The 22,959-nt window shown below is 47.8% G+C and carries 23 protein-coding genes; 17 read left to right on the top strand and 6 right to left on the bottom strand.

What is annotated here, in order from left to right; translation table 11 throughout:
- Positions 1–7 precede the first annotated feature (7 nt).
- The 4 genes from KNP87_RS14915 to KNP87_RS14900 all read left to right on the top strand — a co-directional run bounded on the left by KNP87_RS14915 (position 8) and on the right by KNP87_RS14900 (position 3,808).
- A complete protein-coding gene (locus KNP87_RS14915) occupies positions 8–2,401 on the top strand; it encodes a carbohydrate binding domain-containing protein (protein WP_214722163.1) in 2,394 nt (797 codons plus the stop codon).
- 157 nt (positions 2,402–2,558) lie between these two features.
- A complete protein-coding gene (locus KNP87_RS14910; RefSeq protein WP_214722162.1) occupies positions 2,559–3,032 on the top strand; it encodes a hypothetical protein in 474 nt (157 codons plus the stop codon).
- A 115-nt stretch (positions 3,033–3,147) separates the two neighbouring features.
- Entirely contained in the window at positions 3,148–3,330 is a 183-nt protein-coding gene (locus tag KNP87_RS14905) for a hypothetical protein (RefSeq protein WP_214722161.1), read from the top strand.
- A 178-nt stretch (positions 3,331–3,508) separates the two neighbouring features.
- The gene (locus KNP87_RS14900; RefSeq protein WP_214722160.1) at positions 3,509–3,808 is read left to right on the top strand and encodes an excalibur calcium-binding domain-containing protein; all 300 of its coding nucleotides are present in this window, start codon (positions 3,509–3,511) and stop codon (positions 3,806–3,808) included.
- Between the two features lie 43 nt (positions 3,809–3,851).
- Here KNP87_RS14900 and KNP87_RS14895 read toward each other — a convergent pair whose 3' ends face one another.
- Positions 3,852–4,175: a thioredoxin family protein gene (locus tag KNP87_RS14895; RefSeq protein WP_026834082.1), complete on the bottom strand. Its 324-nt coding sequence runs from the start codon at positions 4,173–4,175 to the stop codon at positions 3,852–3,854.
- 301 nt (positions 4,176–4,476) lie between these two features.
- Between KNP87_RS14895 and KNP87_RS14890 the strand changes: the two genes are divergently transcribed.
- Positions 4,477–5,346 (top strand): cation diffusion facilitator family transporter, encoded by an 870-nt coding sequence (locus KNP87_RS14890; RefSeq protein ID WP_026834081.1) that lies wholly within the window; start codon positions 4,477–4,479, stop codon positions 5,344–5,346.
- A 39-nt stretch (positions 5,347–5,385) separates the two neighbouring features.
- On the opposite strand, the gene KNP87_RS14885 is transcribed toward KNP87_RS14890, so the two are convergent.
- Positions 5,386–5,994, bottom strand: a complete 609-nt coding sequence (locus KNP87_RS14885) for a class I SAM-dependent methyltransferase (RefSeq protein WP_353049376.1) — start codon at positions 5,992–5,994, stop codon at positions 5,386–5,388.
- A gap of 43 nt (positions 5,995–6,037) precedes the next feature.
- Positions 6,038–6,379, bottom strand: a complete 342-nt coding sequence (locus tag KNP87_RS14880) for an ASCH domain-containing protein (RefSeq protein WP_119923917.1) — start codon at positions 6,377–6,379, stop codon at positions 6,038–6,040.
- Between the two features lie 197 nt (positions 6,380–6,576).
- Between KNP87_RS14880 and KNP87_RS14875 the strand changes: the two genes are divergently transcribed.
- The 8 genes from KNP87_RS14875 (at position 6,577) to KNP87_RS14840 (ending at position 17,077) form a co-directional block, all read left to right on the top strand.
- Complete coding sequence (locus KNP87_RS14875; protein WP_214722158.1) at positions 6,577–7,065, top strand: MarR family winged helix-turn-helix transcriptional regulator; 489 nt, start codon at positions 6,577–6,579, stop codon at positions 7,063–7,065.
- On the top strand, positions 7,058–8,782 hold the full coding sequence (locus KNP87_RS14870; protein ID WP_026834080.1) for an ABC transporter ATP-binding protein: 1,725 nt from the start codon (positions 7,058–7,060) through the stop codon (positions 8,780–8,782). Before KNP87_RS14875 ends, KNP87_RS14870 begins: the two co-directional genes overlap by 8 nt.
- Positions 8,779–10,650 carry an ABC transporter ATP-binding protein gene (locus tag KNP87_RS14865; RefSeq protein WP_285801256.1) on the top strand — a complete coding sequence of 624 codons (1,872 nt, stop codon included), beginning with the start codon at positions 8,779–8,781 and terminating at the stop codon, positions 10,648–10,650. The genes KNP87_RS14870 and KNP87_RS14865 overlap by 4 nt, the downstream gene beginning before the upstream one ends.
- Positions 10,651–10,711: 61 nt before the next feature.
- Positions 10,712–11,134 carry a rhodanese-like domain-containing protein gene (locus KNP87_RS14860; RefSeq protein WP_353049375.1) on the top strand — a complete coding sequence of 141 codons (423 nt, stop codon included), beginning with the start codon at positions 10,712–10,714 and terminating at the stop codon, positions 11,132–11,134.
- A 46-nt stretch (positions 11,135–11,180) separates the two neighbouring features.
- The gene (locus KNP87_RS14855) at positions 11,181–12,587 is read left to right on the top strand and encodes an MBL fold metallo-hydrolase (protein ID WP_214722157.1); all 1,407 of its coding nucleotides are present in this window, start codon (positions 11,181–11,183) and stop codon (positions 12,585–12,587) included.
- Positions 12,588–12,776: 189 nt separating this feature from the next.
- Positions 12,777–14,582 carry a mechanosensitive ion channel gene (locus KNP87_RS14850; protein WP_026834076.1) on the top strand — a complete coding sequence of 602 codons (1,806 nt, stop codon included), beginning with the start codon at positions 12,777–12,779 and terminating at the stop codon, positions 14,580–14,582.
- Between the two features lie 223 nt (positions 14,583–14,805).
- Complete coding sequence (gene bcaP / locus KNP87_RS14845; protein WP_214722156.1) at positions 14,806–16,194, top strand: branched-chain amino acid transporter BcaP; 1,389 nt, start codon at positions 14,806–14,808, stop codon at positions 16,192–16,194.
- A gap of 103 nt (positions 16,195–16,297) precedes the next feature.
- A complete protein-coding gene (locus tag KNP87_RS14840) occupies positions 16,298–17,077 on the top strand; it encodes a GNAT family N-acetyltransferase (protein WP_214722155.1) in 780 nt (259 codons plus the stop codon).
- A gap of 261 nt (positions 17,078–17,338) precedes the next feature.
- Here the strand turns inward: KNP87_RS14840 and KNP87_RS14835 are convergent, their stop codons facing one another.
- On the bottom strand, positions 17,339–17,803 hold the full coding sequence (locus tag KNP87_RS14835) for an NUDIX hydrolase (protein WP_214722154.1): 465 nt from the start codon (positions 17,801–17,803) through the stop codon (positions 17,339–17,341).
- Positions 17,800–18,900, bottom strand: coding sequence for a nitric oxide synthase oxygenase (locus tag KNP87_RS14830; protein WP_214722153.1), 1,101 nt, complete (start codon positions 18,898–18,900; stop codon positions 17,800–17,802). The genes KNP87_RS14835 and KNP87_RS14830 overlap by 4 nt, the downstream gene beginning before the upstream one ends.
- 185 nt (positions 18,901–19,085) lie before the next feature.
- Here KNP87_RS14830 and KNP87_RS14825 point away from each other — a divergent pair, with 185 nt between their 5' ends.
- Positions 19,086–19,943, top strand: a complete 858-nt coding sequence (locus KNP87_RS14825; protein WP_214722152.1) for a YihY/virulence factor BrkB family protein — start codon at positions 19,086–19,088, stop codon at positions 19,941–19,943.
- 273 nt (positions 19,944–20,216) lie between these two features.
- On the opposite strand, the gene KNP87_RS14820 is transcribed toward KNP87_RS14825, so the two are convergent.
- Positions 20,217–21,083, bottom strand: coding sequence for a sulfite exporter TauE/SafE family protein (locus tag KNP87_RS14820; protein WP_214722151.1), 867 nt, complete (start codon positions 21,081–21,083; stop codon positions 20,217–20,219).
- Positions 21,084–21,195: 112 nt separating this feature from the next.
- Here KNP87_RS14820 and KNP87_RS14815 point away from each other — a divergent pair, with 112 nt between their 5' ends.
- The 3 genes from KNP87_RS14815 to KNP87_RS14805 all read left to right on the top strand — a co-directional run bounded on the left by KNP87_RS14815 (position 21,196) and on the right by KNP87_RS14805 (position 22,944).
- Positions 21,196–22,044, top strand: a complete 849-nt coding sequence (locus KNP87_RS14815) for a LysR family transcriptional regulator (RefSeq protein ID WP_214722150.1) — start codon at positions 21,196–21,198, stop codon at positions 22,042–22,044.
- A 99-nt stretch (positions 22,045–22,143) separates the two neighbouring features.
- The gene (locus tag KNP87_RS14810) at positions 22,144–22,407 is read left to right on the top strand and encodes a metal-sensitive transcriptional regulator (RefSeq protein ID WP_026834068.1); all 264 of its coding nucleotides are present in this window, start codon (positions 22,144–22,146) and stop codon (positions 22,405–22,407) included.
- A 57-nt stretch (positions 22,408–22,464) separates the two neighbouring features.
- Positions 22,465–22,944 carry a DsrE/DsrF/DrsH-like family protein gene (locus KNP87_RS14805; protein ID WP_214722149.1) on the top strand — a complete coding sequence of 160 codons (480 nt, stop codon included), beginning with the start codon at positions 22,465–22,467 and terminating at the stop codon, positions 22,942–22,944.
- Positions 22,945–22,959 lie beyond the last annotated feature (15 nt).

The following is a 22,959-nucleotide window of genomic DNA, read 5'->3' as shown; positions in this document are numbered from 1 at the left end:
ATTACAGATGAAGAAATGGCTCGCAATTGCCCTCGGAACTGGACTTGTCCTGTCCTATGCCGGGACCGGTCATGCCGAGAAAGCAGACAAAAAAGACAAGACGAAATGGAAGATGGTCTGGTCCGATGAATTCACGAAACAACAGCTCGACCGGACGAAGTGGACGTATGATACGGGAAACTGGATTGTCGATGCTGAAGGGAATGCGATTTCACCGGGTTGGGGCAATAATGAAAAACAATACTATACGACCAAAAAAGACAATTCTTTTATCCGGGACGGTAAACTCGTCATTCGGGCAAAAGAAGAAAAAACGACCGACTCGCTTGGATCGTACGACTATACATCAGCCAAATTAAAAACAAAAGGCTTATTCAGCAAGACATACGGACGTTATGAAATCAAAGCGAAACTGCCGACCGGCAAAGGGTTATGGCCGGCATTCTGGATGTTGCCGGAACAGGACAAATACGGGGCATGGGCCTCGTCCGGTGAAATCGATGTCATGGAAGCGTGGGGCAGTCAGCCGGACAAGGTCGCCGGGACGATCCACTACGGCGAGAACTGGCCGAACAATAAATACACCGGTAAGGACTACCACTTCCCGGACGGTGGACGGATTGACCAATGGCATACGTATGCCGTCGAGTGGGAGCCGGGCGAACTCCGCTGGTATGTCGATGGCAACCTCTATCAAACACAAAACGACTGGTACAGCAAAGGGGAAAATACGGCCACCAACTACAGTTATCCGGCACCCTTCGACCAAAACTTTTATCTCGTGATGAACCTCGCGGTCGGCGGCTGGTTTGACGGTGAAGTCGACGAGACGACGAAGTTCCCGGCCGAGATGGAAGTCGATTATGTCCGGGTCTATGATTTGAAGAACCGTGACTACCGCGAACCAGTCGAACCGGTTTATGAAGACGTGACGTTACCGGACGGGGCAAAACAACCTTTAGAAGACGGCAATCTCGTCTATGATCAAGCGTATGAAAAAGCCATCAAGACGATCACTGACGGCGCGCAAGTCCTTGACCCGACGTACTGGAACTATGTGACGTTGCCGGACTTCGGCGGCAAGGGATCGGTCGACGTGACGGAGCAGGACGGAACCCGCTTCTCCAGCGTCACGATCGACCAACCGGGGGCGCAAAACTATGCCCACCAATTGATCCAAAAGATTTCCCTCGCCCAGGGCGGACGCTATGAAGTCAGCTTTGACGCAAGCAGTGAACAGGCGCGGACGATCGTCGCCAAAGTCGGCGGCGGGGCAGAACGGGGCTACACGAAATATTCGAATGAAGAAGTCATCGATTTGACACCAACCGTCAAACGGCATACGTTCACATTCGATATGGCAGCAGAAACGGATCTCGCGGCACGACTCGAATTTAATCTGGGTCTTGCGCAAGCCGGTGTTAAAATCGGGAATGTCCGTGTCGAACAGGTGCCACGCGGTGAAATCGATGAAACGGCAACCAAACCAGCTTTACCGGACGGCAATCAGATCTACAACGGCACGTTTGACCAAGGGGCGATGGACCGCCTGACGTACTGGCAGTTTGATGCCGGTCAAACAAAAGGAACCGGATCGGTCGACCCGGTGACACGTGACTTTGCATTCAAAGCAAAAGCACAGACGAAAAAGGGACAACCGGCGACGCTGACACAACGTGGTGTCCAACTGCAGGAAAACCATCAGTATCTGCTTCGCTTCAAGGCGGACAGCAAGCGAAGCAAACAGATTCAAGTCAAGGCGACAAATACGGACGCAACAACAGCCTACTTGCCGACGCATGACGTGCCGTTGACCAAACAAACAACAACCGTCGAAATTCCGTTTACGATGACACAAGCGACGGATTTGAACAGTCAACTCCAGTTCAACTTTGGATTAGCAAAAGGTGCAGTGACACTGGATGATGTCGAGTTGATCGATGTCACACCCGTCGAAGTCGACCGGTCACCGCTGAAAAACGGTTCGTTCTCGGACGGACTGAACTTCTGGAGTTCATACGTCCATTATGACGCGCAAGCGGTCGTCTCAACGGTCAATGACGCCGCGAAGCTCGCCATCGCATCAGAAGGACAGGAACCATGGAGCGTTCTGTTGGAGCAAGGCAACTTGCAGCTCGTTAAAGGACAGACGTATCAGCTGACGTTTCAGGCAGCGTCAACGGTGGCGCGGCCACTCGAAGTCACCGTCGAAAACGCCTCATATACGCGTTACTTCAGTCAAATCGTCGAACTTGGTACAGAAGCAAAAACGTATCAGTTTGACTTTACGCTCGGACAAGATGATACAGCCGGGTTGAAGTTCTTGCTCGGCAAGGCAGCCGGTTCCCCGTTTGCCGCGCATGACGTGACGATTGATGATGTGAAACTGGAAGTGAAATAACACTAATTAAATTGTTTTATACAAAACGTCCAGAAGGACTTCCTCGCTTGTCGAAGAGGAAGAGACTTCTGGATGTTTTTATTTTCATGTAAAAAAGGAATTTAAATCCAATTCGGAGAAAGGGTATACCATGCAATTTTAGAGGAGGAACACCACCATGGTTCGTTCGACGAAACAGTATGTCGCGTTGTTTGTCGTGCTTTTGCTCACGACTATCAGTATCAATGCTTGGCCGGCGAGTCTTTATCCGGATGGTTCGATTGGTCTGCTGCAAATCGTAGCATCCTTCGTTTGGCTGATCTTTTTAATCGGTTCTGTGATACTGCTCCGCGAAGAAAAGACAATCTTGTTTGTCTTCAATTACCTGCGTCTCGGTTTCTTAGCTGGCATTATTGTCTATTTAGTCACGTTCTTTGAGCGGTACTGGTTAGGGGACCTTTGGTTTGATATTGTATCAGCTATTCAATATCCGTTTTATTATTTGTTTGCGGTCCCGCTGTTTGGCTTTAATGCATGGTTTGACGTCTTGTACGGACAGTTTGCGATGTTTGCCGGGTTTGCCTACATCCTGCTGGCGATTGGTGTAAGTGTCCGATACAAAAGACTAGAGGCGAAGCGGTTGCGGTACTGACTAGTGCATTTTCTGATTCAACCTTTTCTCTGAAATGAATAGGGATTAGATCAATACTCATTGAATTAATATTGAATAAAGAAACTGATACATTTGTCTCAAAAGGAGAAAAGCGATGTTTAGTCCAGTTAGTGAACGTGAGGAAAAAAGCGGGAAACGAAAAGCAAAGTCCCGGAAGACGATTCGATTACGCGATTCGGGTGCTTTTGCATTAGGGTTGTGGTTGACGCTTTTGATCCTCTTGGTAACCCCGTTAATCTTGATGTTTGTCGTCATGTATTTGGCAGGAACACGATAATTCAATCGGATATTCAAGAGAGGTCTGTCGCGAAGCGATAGATCTTTTTTTTGGTTCATAAAAACTTTCTGACAAATCATCCCTGTAAAAATCAAAAAGTCAAAACACATTCTAAAAAAATCCTCTATAATCAAATTATCACTAAAATTTGGAATTTTAAAATTGAGGAGGAATTGGCATGAACAAAGCAGTAAAACTCATCATGACCGGTGTCCTGAGTCTCTCATTGATCAGTGTGACATCGGGAGAAAGCCACGCCGCGACGAAAGCGAAGGCATTCAAGGACTGTAAGGAAATGCAGAAAACGTACAAGGGTGGCGTTTCGAAGAAGGCGGGACTCAAAAATCGGACCGGTTACGACAAAAACGGCAAAGCCATCTACAAAGAGACAAAATATAAAGCTTATGTCAGCTTGGCGACGTATAACCTCAATACAAAAAGGGACCGTGACAAAGACGGCATCGCCTGCGAACGCTAAAAAAAAGACCCACTTCCATTTTGGAAAGTGGGTCTTCGTTTGTTTAGTTGAAGTTTTTCTTGAGGAAGTCTGTGACTTCGTCCGGTGTTTTGGCGTTGGCACTGTGTAAGTGACCAAGCTTCTCGTTATTTTGGAAGACGAGCAGGCTTGGAATCCCCATGACGACGTTGTCCGATGCGATTTCCGGGAACTCGTCTTTGTCGATCGTATAGATCGGCAATTCTTTGAATTGTGCTTCGACATCCGGCATGAAATAATCCATCCGTTTGCAGTCCGGGCACCAGTCTGCTTCGAACTTGATGATGACCGGTGTGTCGCTTGCGATCAATTCTTTAAATGTATCTTCACTTTTAATGTAGTTACTCATGTGTTCATCCCCCTGTTAATGTGTGTATCTTTAGTCTACTGATTCCGTAGGCAAGATGCACGAATTATGATTGCACACTAAAGAAATTTTGCAAAAATGTTGGCGGGTAGTATTGTGTCAAGTATGCGCAAATTGCACAAGAAGCGCCGTGCAACAACAAAAGATGAATTGCCCTCAGGAAACACTATTGGTCTTTTGTTAATTAACTAGTTTTAAGCAAAATGATTTCTATAGACCCACTTGATTTCGACCTGTTACGATGAGGTTTGCTAATCGACAGAGCGAGTGGGGGCGACTACAAATGGATCAACAAAAATACGATAATTTAAAGCTTGGCGAGCGCGGTGCCATCATCAGCATCGTTGCCTATATTGTCTTATCCGTCATTAAATTGATTGTCGGCTATACAGCCGATTCCGCTGCCTTACGGGCAGACGGCTTGAACAATACGACCGATATCATTGCATCGATTGCCGTTTTGATCGGATTACGAATCTCAAGACGTCCGGCAGACGACGATCATAAATACGGCCACTGGAAAAGTGAGACGATTGCTTCGATGGTCGCTTCCTTCATTATGATGGCGGTTGGTCTGCAAGTCTTGATTGATACGATTTCAACGTTATTCGAAGGCAAACAGGAGTCGCCGGATTTGATTGCTGCTTATGTCGGGATTGGTTCTGCCATCGTGATGTACTTCGTTTACCGTTACAATCGGAACTTGTCGCGTAAAATCGACAGCAAGGCAGTCATGGCGGCCGCCAAGGATAACTTGTCCGATGCCTGGGTCAGTATCGGGACGACGGTCGGAATCATCGGTTCCCAGTTCGGGATGCCGTGGCTCGATGTCGTGACGGCGATCATTGTCGGGTTCTTGATCTGTAAGACTGCGTGGGACATCTTCTCGGAAGCGTCTCATGAGCTGTCAGACGGGTTTGATGAACACAAACTCAAGATGTATGAAGATGTGATTTATGATCTTGACGGCGTCAAAGGGATTAAATCGATCAAAGGTCGGAATTACGGCAACAATGAAGTCGTCGATGTCGTCATTCTCGTCAACTCCCAGTTAAACGTCCATCAAGCACACGATATCGCGACGAAGGTCGAGGATACGTTGACCGATGAGTACGGTGTGTACGACATTCATGTCCATGTCGAGCCGGAATGAATCAAACGATAAAATGAACGACCGTCAACAGACGGTCGTTCATTTTTTATTTGTAGATTTATGTCCGATGACCGCTACAGTATGGAATTGCCTTGAGACGGGACCTTCGACAAGTGTGATGTCGGTGAAACCATGTGTTTTTGCAGCGGGAATGACTTGGGTTTGTACCAAATCCTTCACGCCAGTCCAAATCTCATCATTTTTGCCATCGCAGAACGTAAGGACGAAGTGACCACCTGGTTTTAGCACTTTATAGAGATCTGATAAAGTACCCGAGATATCTTCCCAAAAATAAAGTGTGTGTATAGTGAATACTTTATCGAACTGTTCGTTTGGAAAAGCTAATTTGTTTAGGTCGCCGTATACGATATTGACTTGATTCGACTGAATGGCCTGTTTATTTCGGATTTGGGCGGAACGAATCATGGTTGAAGAGGAATCGACACCAACCATCTGTTTCGCTAATGATTGATGGACAAGTCGCTCGATGGCATAACCTGCTCCGCAGCCGAGTTCCAGAATGGTGTCATCTTTTTGGACGTTCAGCAGATTTACGGTCCACTCAGTCTCATGTTGATGTTGTCTCACCATTTTTTCCCCGATGTATGTGCCAAACCGTCCTGTAGGATGTGCATATTGCTGATCAATGAAACGTTTAATGATTGCAATGATGGTGATCCGCTCCTTCTGCTTAAAGATTTCGTTCGATTGTTAATGCCAGTGCACCAAATTGTTTCTCTGATTCTCTTGAGTATATCGTATAGGTTGCCTTTAACAAGTCATTCATCGACCAACCGATACAATCGATTTGTTCGAGAGAAACGTTTTCGTAAAGCGATTGAAAATCGTTGAATGCTTGCCGTTCAAGGACTCTGACAATCACTTGTTCATCGGTTGAGAGGTTCGTGAACTCAATCAAATCATCAACTTGGACAGCTTGCCGCTTTTCATCATTCAAACGGATTTCAATCACTTTTTTTCCGGCAACAATTGACTGAAACGGCTCTTCGTATAATCCCATCTTATGTAGCATTTCAGTCTCTCCTTCCTGACAATCCCCTTGATTTTGCAGATACTTCATTATACTTGAAACGATTAACCGCACGATGATGAATATGTGCATTTTCACATTGTTTATTCATTGACATTCTGAACTAATCGGCGTAATTTAATTTATATAGATAATCGTTCGATATGGAACGATTCGAAATGGAACATGGAGGTGGAAGGATGGAAACGGAACAACGTGAGCCGGTCCGTTCAACGGCAATGATGCAATCTTTTTGGAACGTCCAACGGCATCTCGTTCGGGCAGCTCATCAGACGGCCCAGGAAAATGGACTGAGTTTACCGCAATTTCACAGCTTAATGACGATTGCGCCAAGAAGTCCGATTACTCAAAAGGAACTTGCCGCACATACGCATTTACCGAAAAGTACGCTCAGTCAATCAATTGAAGGGCTTGTTCAATCAGGTTGGGTGATCCGGGAAACAAATCCGGACAACCGGCGCGAAGTCGTCCTGAATTTGAGTGGTCATGGAAGACAGTTTGTCGATGCAATCAAGCGGCAGGAGGCGGGGATGCAACAACGGCTTGAACAGGTCCTCGATCAGATTGATCCTGCTACCTTTGAACAGATGCTCAAGACACACGAACAAATTGCAGACGGATTAAAAGACATCTTGTCACCAGGAAACGGAGGCTGTGCAGATGATTAAGTTACTCAAAAATCTGACGACCTATAAATGGGCCGTCTTCGCCGTTTTGATTCTCGTCTTCGCCCAATCGATGTCCGATTTGTATTTACCGACCTTGATGGCGGACATCATCGATAAAGGGGTTGTGACGGGCGATACGGCGTACATTTGGAAAATCGGTGCGGTCATGCTCGGGATTACCGGACTCGGTGCACTCGCAGCGATTGCCGCCAGCTATTATTCCTCAAAAGCCGCGATGGGACTTGGGCGCGACATCCGCCGAAAAGTCTTTAACCACGTCGAACGCTTTACGCTACAAGAGTTTGATCAGGTCGGAACGGCGTCCTTGATTACCCGGACGACGAACGATATTACGCAAGTCCAGCAAGTCGTTATCATGATGTTGCGGATGGTCGTCAGTGCGCCGATCATGTTTGTCGGGGGGCTGATCATGGCCGTCTCGAAAGACGCCAAACTGTCACTCGTCATCGTCGCCGCGATGCCGGTTTTGGTCGTGTCGATTCTGTTGATCCTCTGGAAAGGGGTTCCGCTGTTTGGACAAGTCCAAAAACGGCTCGACCGTTTGAATCTCGTCTTACGGGAAAATCTGACCGGGATTCGTGTCATCCGGGCCTTTAACCGGGAATCGGAAGAAAAGGTTCGGTTAACGAAAGCGAATGCCGACTTGACGGACGTCTCGATCAAAGTCAATAAAATCATGGCCTTTTTGATGCCGGTCATGATGCTTGTCATGAACTTGACCGTCGTCGGTGTCATTTGGTTCGGCGGCATCCGGATTAACAACGGCGGGATGCAGATTGGAGATTTGATGGCCTTTATTCAATACGTCATGCAAATCATGTTTGCCCTCGTCATGGCATCCGTTATGTTCGTCATGATTCCCCGGGCAGCCGTCTCGGCGAAACGGATTAATGAAGTCCTTGAGATGGAGCCGACGATGGTCGACGCCGGAACTGCTTCCGCCGACCGCGAACGCGGCACACTGGTCTTTGACCGGGTGACGTTCAGTTATCCGGGAGCCGAAGCTCCGGTCTTATCGGACATCAGCTTTACAGCGCGTCCGGGTGAAATCACGGCCGTCATTGGCGGAACCGGCTCCGGAAAATCGACGCTCGTCAATTTGATTCCCCGGTTTTATGACGTGACGAACGGCAGTATTCAAGTCAACGGTGTCGACAGCCAAGCCGTCCCGCAAGAGGAATTACGTTCGAAAATCGGATTTGTGCCGCAAAAAGCGTTGTTGTTCACGGGAACGATCGCGGACAACATCCGCTTCGGAAAAGAGGATGCGACGGACGAAGAAATCAAACATGCGGCGCGTGTCGCCCAAGCGACGGATTTCATTGAACGGATGCCGAATCAGTATGACTCGATTATCGAACAAGGCGGATCCAACGTCTCCGGTGGTCAAAAACAACGCTTGTCGATTGCCCGGGCGCTTGTCCGCAAACCGGACATCTATGTCTTTGACGACAGTTTCTCGGCGCTTGATTTTAAAACAGATGCGACCTTACGCAAAGCTCTGAAGCAGGAAACCGAGGATGCAACCGTCTTGATCGTTGCCCAGCGTGTCAGTACAGTCATGGATGCCGATCAGATCATCGTTCTCGAAGAAGGAAAAATTGCCGGAATCGGAACACATGACGAACTGTATGAAACAAACGACGTCTATCAAGAAATCGTCAAATCCCAACTGTCAGAGGAGGAGATCGCATGAGTACAAGTACAACAAAACGTCCTGCCGGTGGTCCTCCAGGTGGACCGGGTGGTGGTCCCGGCGGCGGGAACATGATGATGATGGGCGAAAAACCGAAAAACTTCAAAGCGACGTTCCGCCGGTTGCTCGGCTATCTGAAACCGCGCCGGACGGCCTTGATTGCCGTCTTCATCGCCGCGATTCTCAGTACCATCTTTATGATTGCCGGACCAAAAATCATGGGAACGGCGATCACGGAACTGTTCGAAGGGGCCTATGCCAAGTTCCAGGGAGTACCTGGTGCGGAAATCGACTTTACGAAAATCGGACAGATTTTATTAGTACTCGCCGGACTGTATGTCATCAGCAGTCTGTTCAGTTATATCCAGCAATACATCATGTCGAGTGTCGCCCAAAAAACGGTCTATGATTTGCGCGAAGACGTCAATCAGAAACTTGAGCGGTTACCACTCAAGTATTATGACGGCCGTCCGAACGGGGAGACGCTCAGTCGGGTCACAAATGACATCGATACGATCGGCAGTACGTTGCAGCAAAGTGTGACGTCGTTCATCACATCGATCGTGACGATTGTCGGGATTTTAATCATGATGCTGACGATCAGTCCATTGCTGACATTGATTTCACTTGTCTCGTTGCCGCTTTCGATTTTTGCGATTCGTCCGATCTTGAAACGGTCACAAAAATATTTCGCTGATCAACAACGGACCCTCGGACAATTAAACGGGCACGTTGAAGAGATGTATACCGGTCATCCCGTCGTCAAGGCGTTTGGACATGAACGGAAAGCCGTTGAACAGTTTGATGCTGTCAACGACGAGTTGTATGAGGCGGGACGAAAAGCCCAGTTCATCTCCGGGATTATCATGCCGATGATGATGTTCATCGGCAACATCAGTTACGTCTTGATCAGTGTCGTCGGGGGGATTCTCGTCACTCAGCGCAGTATCTCGATCGGGGACATTCAAGCGTTTATCACCTATACACGTCAGTTCACACAACCGATCACCCAGACGGCGAACATTGCCAACATCGTTCAGTCGACGGTCGCTGCTGCCGAACGGGTCTTTGAACTGTTGGATGAAGAAGAGGAAGTCAAAGAAGTGACGACGCATCAGTTGGCGAAAGCCGACGGAGCAGTTGCGTTTGAACACGTCGACTTTGGTTACGGCGAGCAACTGTTGATCGAGGACATGAACATCGACGTTAAACCGGGTCAAACGGTTGCGATTGTTGGTCCGACCGGTGCCGGGAAAACGACGTTGATCAACCTGTTGATGCGGTTTTATGAACTCAACCACGGTGTCATCCGCATCGACGGCATCGATACGCGGAAGATGTCACGGGAAGATTTACGGACGACGTTCGGGATGGTGTTGCAAGATACGTGGCTCTTTAACGGAACAATCCGCGACAATCTCGCCTACGGAAAAACCGGTGCGACGGAAGAGGAAATCGTCGAAGCAGCAAAAACGGCTCACGCCGATCACTTCATCCGGACGTTACCGGACGGCTATGACACCGTATTAAACGAAGAAGCGTCGAACATCTCGCAAGGACAAAAACAGTTGTTGACGATTGCCCGTGCGGTCCTCGCCGATCCGCCCATCATGATTCTCGATGAAGCGACGTCAAGCGTCGATACACGGACGGAAATCTTCATTCAAAAAGCGATGAAACGATTGATGGAAGGACGGACGAGCTTTGTCATCGCCCACCGTCTCTCGACGATTAAAGATGCCGATTTGATTTTAGTAATGGATCAGGGACGCGTCATCGAGCAGGGAACACACGAAGAATTGCTTGCCGCAAACGGGTTCTATGCGGATCTTTACAACAGTCAGTTCTCGGAAAAAGAAGTGGTCTAAGGAAAAAATAGAAGAAGTGGACTCGGAACTGGCGTGTCCTTCATCAAATTTTTTCGTAAAAGTGAAACATCAGGCAGTACCCAACCCGGGTGCTGTCTTTTTTGATGCAATCTTTTTTCTTGCGCTTAAATACGGTATGGGGTATATTGTGGACATCAACTTATGTAGCAAAGGGGCAAACAACATGAACAACATGACGACAAATGAACTGGAACAAACACTGCAACAAGACGAAACGATCCAACTGATCGACGTCCGGGAAACGGATGAATACGCCGGCGGTCATATCAAACAAGCAAAAAACGTGCCGTTGTCGGAACTGACGGAGCGGACCAACGAACTGGATCCGTCACGACCGCTTCATGTCATTTGCTTATCTGGTGGACGCAGCATGAATGCCGCGATGTATTTGGAACAGGCAGGTTTTGACGTGATAAACGTTGATGGCGGCATGATGATCTGGGAAGGAAACGTCACACGCTAAGAACGGATCAATCAAGCACAACCATTCAACTAAAGGAGGAATCGTTATGTTATTACGCTATTTCTATGATGAAAAATTAGCACAAGCTTCATACATGGTAGGGTGCCAGAAGACGGGGGAAGCGATTGTCATCGATCCGGCACGAAACATCGAACCATATCTACAAGAAGCAGAAAAAGAAGGACTTCGGATTTCGGCGACGGCGGAAACACACATTCATGCTGATTTTGTCTCCGGGACACGCGAATTCGCGCAACGTCTCGGAACGACAGCTTACCTGTCCGATGAAGGCGATGCTTCTTGGAAGTATGGTTTTGCTTCAGAGATCGATGCGCGTCTCGTCAAAGATGGGGAGAAGTTCAAAGTCGGAAATGTGACACTTGAAGTCATGCATACCCCGGGTCATACGCCGGAACATATCTCGTTCGTCTTATACGATCGTGACCAAACGGTTCCAATGGGGATTTTTACAGGAGACTTCGTCTTCGTCGGCGATATCGGGCGTCCGGATCTACTCGAAGAAGCGGCCGGGATTCAAGGAACGACAGCAGTCGGAGCGAAGCAGATGTTTAACTCACTCAAACGATTCAAAGCATTACCGGACTTCGTTCAAGTCTGGCCGGGTCATGGAGCAGGCAGTGCCTGTGGGAAAGCACTGGGTGCGATTCCAACCTCGACGGTCGGCTACGAAAAAGCGACGAACTGGGCATTGCAGATGGAGGACGAGGCAGCATTCGTCAAAGAATTGACGACGGATCAGCCGGAACCACCCAACTACTTTGCGATGATGAAACGGGTCAACAAAGAGGAGATTGCTGACACGACGACGCTTTCTGCACCACGTGCCGCGGGCACTTCCGAGCTAACAGAGCTTGTTCAAACGATGCAAGTCGTCGATACACGGGACGGAAAATCATTTGCTGCCGGTCACGTACCCGGCACGCTCAATATTCCGTACAACTCGAAGTTCGTGACATGGGCAGGTTGGTTGCTTGATTTTGACCACGATATCGCCGTCATTGCAGAACCGGATCAATTTCAGATGATCCAGACGGATTTACAGTCCATTGGTCTCGATCGCTTCGTAACAGTGGTTGACGTCGCGAATCTTTCAGACGAGCAATTGACGGAACAGTATCCGGATTGGAGTGCGGAACAGGCGATGCAAGCGGCAGAAGCGGATGATGTCTTTGTTCTGGATGTCCGGAACAAAACCGAATGGGACGGCGGACATTATGCGCAAGCCAACCGGATTTTGCTTGGAAAGCTTGCAACACGTCATCAGGAAATTCCGACAGATCGACCGGTCGCGGTCCATTGTGCATCGGGCGTCCGTTCACGGATGGCGGTCAGTGTGTTGCAATCGCTTGGTATCAAAGACGTCATCAATATCGACGGCGGATATACGGCGATACAGACCGTTTTGAATCAACGCACGGCAACGAAATCATGACGGTAAAATACTGAAAATGCATAGTTTATTGTAAATGGATGGTTCTAACTAGAATCATCCATTTTTTTAAATACTATTCACAAACTCCCACATTCAGGTTAAATGTGGTTTAGTAATTTCTTTAGCGGGGGAAATTAAAGAAGTGTCGGAGATATATTAATTTATTTAGAGATGAAGGAGTGTGGCAGGATGAACAACTTTTGGAACAGTACGTCGCTTGACCTGAACGGGATTCTAGGATCCCTCGGCAACATTTTAGGAGCACTTATCGTATTCCTGATCGGATGGCTGATTGCGAAGCTGATCGCAAACGGCATTCAAAAGGCATTAGAAAAATCTGGTGTCGTCAACAAGCTGTCACCGCAAAAAGAAGGTACGCCACCACAAAAGAAAAAGTGGACACCTGAAAAAATTATCGGAACTGTCGTTTTCTGGGTCTTGATGGTATTTGTCTTAATCTTAGTCTTTAACATCTTGAACCTGAATATCATCGCAGGACCACTTGCGGATACGATGAGCACATTGCTCGCAGCAATCCCAAATATCTTGCAAGCAGCATTGATTCTTCTTCTTGCGTACGTCATTGCGGTTGTTCTCCGTATGATCATCGTTAAAGCAGGAACGAAATTGATGTCGAATGAAAAAATTCGTTCGAACAAAATGCTTCAAGGTCAAACGGATCTGTCAAACTATCCGAAGGTTGCAGGCGAAATCGTCTTCTACCTTGTCTTGTTGCTGTTCTTACCAGGTGTACTCGGTGCGCTTAACATTGAAAGTGTTTCGGAACCGTTCAGTCAATTGTTGTCATCGTTCCTTGGGTTCATCCCACGTCTGATCGCTGCAGCAGCCATCTTCTTCGTTGGATTCCTCGTTGCGAAAATCGTTCGCGATATCGTCACGAACTTCCTGCATGCTGTCGGGACAGACAAATTTGCTTCACGCTTCAACATTGGTACAAACGAACAAAAAGATACAAAATCACTTTCTTCAATCCTTGGTACAGTCGTCTTCATCCTGATCTTAATTCCGATCACGATTTCGGCACTGGATCAACTCAACATTAAAGGAATCACAGGACCAGCCATCAACATGCTAAACGATGTCCTTGGTATGATTCCAAACATCATCATCGGCGTCGTCTTGATCCTTGTTGGTCTTTACGTCGGTCGTTTCGTCAAGAAATTCGTTGCGGACCTCTTGTCACGCCTCGGATTCAACAACTTAACACGTCACTTGAAAATCGGTAGCTGGGATGCGAACAATGCTTCGACATCACCGTCATCGATCGTTGGATCACTTGTTGAAATCGTCATCGTCGTCTTGTTCGTCGTTGAAGCATTCAACCTGATTGGTCTCGACTTCATGGTTGACCTGGGTCGCGCAGTTCTTGCTTTCCTTCCAAGTGTCTTGACGGCAATCGTCATCTTGGCAATCGGTATCATCATCAGCAACTTGGTGAAACGTACAATGGACAGCCTGTTCGCAAACTCAGACTTAAAAGTTCTTTCAAGCGTCGCGAAATATGCCATCCTTGCTCTTGCTGTCTTCATGGCACTTGATCAGCTTGGTGTAGCAGCAACAATCGTTAACTCAGCGTTCATCTTGATCCTCGGTGCTGTCGCACTTGCTTTCGGACTGGCGTTTGGTTTAGGTGGTCGTGATAACGCATCACGTTACCTCGATCGTCTCCAGAAAAAAGCAGAAAATGCAGACATCGACACATCGAACCTGCCATCAAACAACACATCGTCTGCTTCAACGAAGCCGAGCTTAAAAGAAGCAGCAAAAGGTGCAGCATCAAAAGCAGCAGATGATGTGACACCAGATCAAGCACCAAAAGCCTCTAAACCATCATCTTCTACGAACGTGAACCCGACACATGGTACGCCAAAGGGTGCACTTCCTGAAAATGATTTAGCACAACAAGACGATTATCCGATCGATCCGGATGCTAACCGCGGTCCGAACTTAGATCACCCAAATGATCGTCCGTAATCAAAGCAAAACTCCTTCACCCATCGGTGGAGGAGTTTTTTAGTGCGTTAATGCATATCTACATATTCGTGTTGTAGTAAAACAACAAAACTGGTTTGACCAATTTGTGAAAAAACACAGAAACTTATGCTTATAAAAGCTGACATCCTTTGTTATGATGAAAAGGTCAATCAGAAAAATGATTTGAATATTCAGAAAAAAGAGAAAGTTCGGAGGGTGTTTTATGAGTTTGCTTCGTAAGAAAGACGTCAGTGTCATGATGGATCAAAAAAGTCATTCCAAATTGGCACGGCATTTATCGGGCTTTGATCTTGTCTTACTCGGTATTGGTGCCATTATCGGGACGGGAATCTTTGTCCTAACAGGAACAGGAGCGCTGTATGCAGGACCAGCTTTACCGGTTGCATTTATTATTTCTGCTATTGTCTGTGCATTAGCCGCCCTCTGTTACGCGGAATTTTCATCGATGATTCCTGTGTCGGGTAGTGTCTACACCTACACGTACGCAACGATTGGGGAACTCGTTGCCTGGATTATCGGTTGGTGTCTCATATTAGAATACGGTTTAGCGTCGAGTGCGGTCGCAACAGGCTGGTCCGGTTATTTCCAGTCGTTATTATCCGGATTTGGTATCAGTTTACCGACTGCTTTAACCGCTGCACCAGGAGCAGTACCCGGCAGCGAAACGTTCTTCAACTTGCCGGCCTTCTTGATCTTAATGGTCATCACGTTCTTATTATCGATGGGCATCAAGGAAACAAAACGCGTCAACAATATCATGGTTCTTGTCAAAGTCGCCGTCGTCATCTTGTTCATCGTCGTCGGGATCTGGTACGTTGAGCCAGGCAACTACGCACCGTTCGCACCGTTCGGTATCAGTGGTGTGTTACAAGCTTCCGCCATCGCCTTCTTTGCGTATCTTGGTTTTGATGCCGTTACATCGGCAGCAGAAGAAGTGAAAGATCCGGGCCGTAACTTGCCGATCGGGATCTTAGGATCACTTGGAATCGTTACCGTATTGTACGTTGTCGTATCCGCCATCATGGTCGGAATCGTTCCGTTCAAACAATTTGAAGGGGTCGACAGCCCGGTTTCACTTGCGTTAAAAGTAGCCGGTCAAGACTGGGTCGCAGGATTCGTTGACTTAGGTGCGATCGTCGGGATGACAACGGTTATCCTCGTCATGACATTTGGTCTTGTTCGTCTCTTGTTCGCAATGAGCCGTGATGGCTTGTTGCCAAAAGTCTTCTCGGACGTGAACGAAAAATCGCATACACCGGTGAAAGCAACATGGATTTTAGGAACAACAGCCGGATTGATTGCCGGATTCGTCCCACTCGGTACGCTCGCAGAATTAATCAATATCGGGACACTGGCTGCCTTCTCGTTAATCTCGATCGCCGTCATCATCCTCCGGAAAACACGTCCGGATTTGAAACGGGCGTTCAAAGTGCCATTGGTTCCATTCTTGCCGATTCTTTCGGTTCTCGCCTGTATCATGTTGATGTTGAACCTTCAACCGTTCACATGGATCGCGTTCTTCATCTGGACAGGGATTGGACTTGCAGTTTACTTCCTGTACGGAAGAACACGCTCGAAATTACACCAATAAGATTCGGCCATTCAGAAGCTGTTCTGAATGGCTTTTTGTTTGGTCCTCAGCAGGAATGGCGTGCTAAAAAGGCGAACAATTGTAAAGAAAGGGGCGATCCGAGATGATTCATATTAAACGGGCACCTGATACAGAAACCGCATTTTTAGTGATGCAAGAAGGATTCAGCGATTACATAATTCCATTAGGTCTTTCACGTGAGGTGTTTCAAGAACGAATCCTGGAACGCGACTGGAATCAACTTGAGCATTCGTTTATTGCCTACCACGGCGAACGACCGGTCGCCATTTGGTTGAATGGGCTGAAGACCATCAAGAAAAAGACGGTCATGCGCTGTGGTGGACTGGCGGTTGATCCCCAATACCGACGGCTTGGGATTGCCAAAGCTCTCTATGATGCCCAACTAAGTTATGCCAAATCGTTAAAGGTCGATTGTCTGATGCTCGAAGTCATTCAAGGAAATGAGCCGGCCATTTCGCTCTATCAGAAATTCGGTTATCGCACAGTCGACGAACTCGGCTATTTTCTTCGGGAAGAACCCGGCCAGACGGAGCCGCTTATCGAGATTGACGCCGTTGCATTTGAACGCCGTTACGTACAGCAAGGGGAATACATCTGGCAACAAGACCAGACGGTAATGAAGCAGGCGCAAGCACAGTACTATGAACTCGACGGTGCGTTCATTGCGACCGCCAATGAGTCGATTTTTGCGATTATAACGGAAGAGAAAGACGTAGCGCGGATCGCGACAGAAGCGACACGCCGTTTGACGGGAACCCGTTATCAGTTGCAGTCGACCAATCCACAAGTGTGGGAAGACTTACGGCAAGCCGGCTGGAAGCAGCGGGACTTGAAGCAATTCGTCATGAGTCAAACCATCTGATATCAAAAAAGCCATGATGTGTGGAAGTCCCCTGGAGGAACGCCACACATCACGGCTTTTTGTCAGGTCCATAAACTGATCATGACGATAATGGCAAAAATCACAAACAGGATTCCCGTGCCACCGAGCATGATCAGCATGATTTTGTTCATCATAGAACAACCTCAAATCTTTAGAAAACTACGATTTTCTTCTAGCCTACCATTAAAAAATATAAAACCAAAATCGCTTCGCTTTCGTTTACTAAAAAGAACAAGCCCGTTATGGCGTGATTGCTCCATGTTGAAGGCGTAAGTAGTCTTCAATCATCACACGATGCGAGCCGACGATGTTGTCCGGTAATTCCGTTAGCGGGAAATAGGTCAACGCAAAACTTTCCTCGCTGATCCGTAACGTACCGGACGTTTCAGTTGTCACGTAAGCAAGGGTCACGCTTTGAAAGACATCACCGTTTGCAAGCGTCGTGACGTAATTTTTTCCGGAATAGACATCAAGCAATGCCAGCTGTTCCGCGACGAGACCGGTCTCTTCCAAGAGCTCACGACGGGCCGTTTCTTCCGTTGATTCGGCCCATTCCATTAATCCGCCGGGCAGTCCGAACCGTGCCTGCGATTCATTCCGTTGTTCGAGCAGGATGTACCCGTCGTTGATGACAAGTACGACAGCACCGACCAAGATCAACGGCGTTTGTCCGACTTGATCCCGGAGCGTCTTGACGTAATTCATCGGGAGACCTCCTGATGGAATGGACAACCGGTGGGGGCAGTTATTTTTTCGACCGGAGCAACACCGGGAAAGAAGTTAGGCCGTTTAATTGTCGGATCAAAGTCTTTATGGAACAGGTGTGTCGCGGCACCGCTCATCGGCGGTACAAGCCAGGACCAGTCGCCGGTGACATCCCGTTCACACGCGGCTTCATTTTTTTCGAATCGGGCAAACTGTTTGGCAGCCGTATGGTGATCGACAATGGTTACACCGGCCCGTTCAAACGAATCGAGAACGGCCAGATTCAACTCGACGAGGGCGCGGTCTTTCCATAAGGAACGTTCCCGTGATGTATTCAGTCCGAGTTGTCTCGCAACAAGCGGCAAGAGGTCATAACGATCGGTATCCGCTAAATTACGGGCACCGATTTCCGTTCCCATGTACCAGCCGTTAAACGGCGCACACGGATAGGAGATGCCGCCGATTTCGAGACGCATATCGGAAATCATCGGCACGGCGTACCATTTGATGGTTTGATCGCCGAATATGTCGTAGTCGGGATGGGTGATCGTTACTTCGAGGACCAGGTCGTCCGGAAGCGGATGCAGGCTGACTTTTCCATCAAGTTCAATCAACAACGGCAAGACATCAAAGGCGGTTCCTTGACCGGACCAACCGAGTGACTGGCACTGTTTGGTAAAGGCAACGGAGTTCGGGTCCCCGGTGATGCCCTCCGTGGTCTCATATCCAGCATAACGAATCAACTGATGATTCAAGACGCGGACGCGGTCCAGGTGAAAAATCGTAATCGTCGAACGGACACGACCATCATTTGTCGCATACTCGATATGCTCAAATAAGGCATCACGAATCGTCTCGATGGTTAAAGCATCCCGTGCGTCGATGACGTGGAGCTGATCCCAAAAGAGGCGCCCGATACAGCGGTTGCTGTTGCGCCAGGCGAGCTTTGCCCCGTACGCTATCTCTTGGAACGTTTGTTTATATGTCCCTGTCCGTGAAATTTCATTCCGGACTTCATGCAGGCGATTACTGTCCTGCGGGTATTGTTCTATATAGTCAGTTAAGAAGCGTTCGGCTTCGGCAAGTAAAGTAGGCACGGCGTAGAATCCTTTCTTTTATCCAACACGACGATTGTTCTTGTTTCAGTGTACCGCCTGCTTCAGCTTTCTGCCAATCGATAATCGTTAAACGCTTACTTACGAGTTCAAAAGACTACAAAAGTTTAAAAGTAGCACCGAAAGGGGGATAGAGAAAGGAATCATTCGAAAGTGAGGAAATAGTTATGTCATTATTAAAACCTGTATTTGCCCGTTTTTTCGGCGAAGCCTTCTTTGATAAGTCGGCGCAACTCGCCTATTATCTGATGTTGTCCTTATTCCCGTTTTTATTATTTGTTGTAGGACTGGTGTCCTTTTTACCGTTTACGTCCGGAGACGTGCTCGATTTAATCCGTCCGTTTGCACCGGCAGAGACGTATGAGTTGATTCGGAGAAATGTCGTCGGAATTTTTGATGACGGTGGATTAAAACTCGCCTCGATCAGTTTCCTGGCCGCCTTTTGGCTTGCTTCGATGTCGATCCAATCACTGGTCCGTTCGTTAAATGATGCGCTCGAAGTGACACGAAAAGTGCCGTTTTGGAGAGGGTTGTTGCAGGACTTTGGTTTTACGATCGGAATGATGGTCATCTTACCGATGTCACTCCTCGTTCCGGTGGCGGAAAAGCTGACGCGCCGCTTCATCACGCATTTTGCCCTCGTCAATGACTTTGTCACCAACTATTCGTGGGTCTGGTTTCTGTTCCGCTGGGGACTCGGTTCGTTGTTCCTGTTGATGTTCTTCATCCTGCTCTACCGCGTGTTGCCGAGTGTCCGGCTGACTGTACGCCAAGTGTTACCGGGGGCCGTTTTTGCAACGATCGCCTGGCAGGCGGTATCGGAATTCTTCTCGTACTATGCAGAATTCGGCAGTTATGACCGTCTGTACGGACAACTCGCCGGGATCATCGTCTTGATGACATGGTTTTATCTTTCGTCGGTCGTCTTGATGCTCGGCGGCTTGATGAATGCTGAACGGATGCGTCAAAAGAAGGAAGCCAAAGTTTTAAAACCCGAAAAAATCAAACAAGAGACTGTCCGTTAAGGGCAGTCTCATACTGAAGACAAAGGAGTGGTTTTTCTCTTGATCGAGAAGAACCGCTTTTTTGTTCGCTTCGAATCGTTTTCCTGGGACAAGCATCGCGCCGCATCGCTTCGCTGCTGGGTCGCTCCTGCTTGTTTTTCCCTAGGAAGCGATTTCGAGTGAACAACCGCTTTTTTTCACGCTTTTGGGTGTAAGACCAGCATAGATATTCAAAAGAAGAGGAATCATTATGATGGGAAAAAGAGATCAACATCATCGTTCTGAGACTGTCCGTTAAGGGCAGTCTTTTGTTTGACGTTGAACGGTTTTTTGATAGACGAACAGACCAATCAATCCGGTCGTAAACAAAGCGAGCAGGAGCAGAGAAAGTTGTTCATGGTGTGTCGTTTTCAAGAAAACACTCGTGGCGACAGCTGCATAAAAACTGCCCAAACTCTTTTTGACAAAGTGTGTGCTGAAGAGGTTGAGAAAGGAAGCACCGAGTGGTGAGCCGATCAGTGCCCCGATAATCAAAACCACTCCTAAACCGAGCGGAGCCTGTGTTCCCGAGATGAAGTAACTCGTGATCCCGCCGAGGACAATTAACGTAGCTGCCGCGATACTGGTTCCGATGGCTTGTTTAAGAGGGAAGCGCACCCATCCCATCAGCAGCGGGGTGAGTAAAAAGCCACCGCTGACGCCCATCAAAGACGACAGAATTCCGGCGGCTCCACCGATTGCGACCAATTTATAAAACGAAGCGTGCGGAACAGGCGTCTCGCGAATAATTTTTTTGGTCGGTTTTAAAAATTGAATCGCAAACAGAAGCAACAGGACGATGTACAGCGTGGAAATAATGATGTCTGCGCCACTGTGTTGTTCCATCCAAAAAACGACAGGCGTAACGGCAGCAGATCCGATGATCCCTGCCAGTCCAATCGTACCTGCATCCCGAAGATGAAAGTTGTTCTGGCGGAGGTGGGCAAAGGTGCCGGTTACCGTCGAACCAAGCGTCAACAGTAAACTTAAGACGATCGCTGTGCTGGGGGCATACCCTAAGATCAATAAAAGAGGGGTCAAAATGATGCCTCCACCGATTCCGAAAAAGCCGGAAAGAATGCCGATCGCGGCGCCGAGTAAAAGAAAAAGTAATAGTTCCAAAGGGTGTTCCTTCTTTCTGTGAGGTGATACAGATGACTCTACGGGGAAAGTCTTGATCAGGAAAATGAATTATACTGATACTAAAGATCAGAAAAATAAATGAGGTGAAGAAATGAATTTTAATGAACTGAAGACATTTGTTACGTTAGTCGAAACAAAACACTTTACGAAAACAGCTGAGCGGCTGTATATTTCACAGCCGACGGTCAGTCTTCACTTAAAGCATCTCGAAGAACATTTCGGGCAAAGTTTGATTCATCGGCATACGTTTAACAAGACGATTGAAATCTCAGAAGCCGGACGGATTGTGTATCGTCATGCCAAAGAAATTCTGCACCAGACGGTACGCTTGGAACAAGAAATGGATGAATTAGAAGGAATCACCCGAGGGACGTTAAGAATCGCCGCGACGCATACCATCTATGAAGCGATGTTAGAACAGATGATCCACGACTTTCTTGTCGCTTATCCGGACGTGTCAGTGGATGCCCGGGTGATGAACCAGGAACAAGTCGAGCAGGCATTACTTCATCACGAAATCGATTTAGGAATGGTGGAAGGACCGCATCATTCCCATCAAATCGAGGCGCTTCCTTTTGCGACCGACCGATTACGGATCATCGGTCACGAAAGCCTTGTTTTGGAGCAGGCGACGTGGATCTATCGGGAAGAAGGGTCAGCTGCCCGGTTCGCACTGGAAACATGGTTAGCCACGCAAGCGATTGTTCCAAGACGGATCATTACCGTGTATTCCAATCGGCTGATTAAACAATTGATCACGAACGGGACCGGGATCTCGATTCTCTCGGAACGTTTGGCAGGCACATTACTCGATTCGGAAAGATTTAAGACACATGATGATTCCCGAATCGACCAACGCGTTTTTCAATTCATTACGTTAAAAGGGGAGACGACCCGTCTGTCCCACAAGTGGATGAAGGAACACTCCGGATCAAATTAAAAACTTTTTCGTTGACTTATACCCCTGTAGGTATTATTGTATGGAATGTAGCCAATGGATATGACGCAGGTCACACGAAAAAAGGAGCGTGTTCTTCACATGGAAAAAGTATACGAAGACAAAATCATTCACCGGATGAACCGGATTGAAGGGCAACTTCACGCCATCACCCGGATGATGAAAGAAGAAGCATCCTGCAAAGAGGTTGTCACTCAACTGAGTGCGACACGCAGTGCGATTGATCGTGTCATTGGACTGGTCGTGAGTGAAAATCTCATCGACTGTGTGACGAATGATGACACGGCAGACAATCATGAACAAGCCGTAGCAGAAGCGGTTCAACTGTTATTGAAAAGCAGATAAAAAATTTTTAAAAGAAAATATACCCCTTAGGGTAAAATAGGTGGAGGAATTATTCAGATGTCAGAGATTAAAAAAACAACGATTGTATTGTTCAGCGGAGATTACGATAAGGTCATGGCAGCATATATCATTGCCAACGGTGCAGCAGCTTACGACCATGAAGTGACGATTTTCCATACGTTCTGGGGATTAAACGCGATGCGCAAGGACGAACCGATTCAGCCCGATAAAACGTTGCTTGAAAAAATGTTCGGGAAATTCATGCCGCGCGGAGCAGACAAGATGCCGCTCTCGAAAATGAACTTTGGTGGTGCCGGTCAAAAGATGATCAAAAACGTCATGAAAAAACACAATGCGATGCCGCTTCCCGATCTAATTGAACTGGCGAAAGAGCAAGACGTAAAACTGGTCGCATGTACGATGACGATGGACTTGCTCGGATTAAAACAAGAAGAACTGCATGACGGGATCGAATATGCCGGTGTCGCTGCATATCTTGCCGATGCCGAAAACGGAAACGTCAACCTGTTCATCTAATCTCGAGGAGGGATG

Origin of the sequence: Exiguobacterium sp. s192, from assembly GCF_018618795.1 — a bacterium.
Classification (GTDB): Bacteria; Bacillota; Bacilli; order Exiguobacteriales; family Exiguobacteriaceae; genus Exiguobacterium_A; species Exiguobacterium_A undae.
The sequence above is the reverse complement of the archived record's forward strand: the minus strand, read 5'-3'. Positions and strand labels throughout refer to the sequence as shown.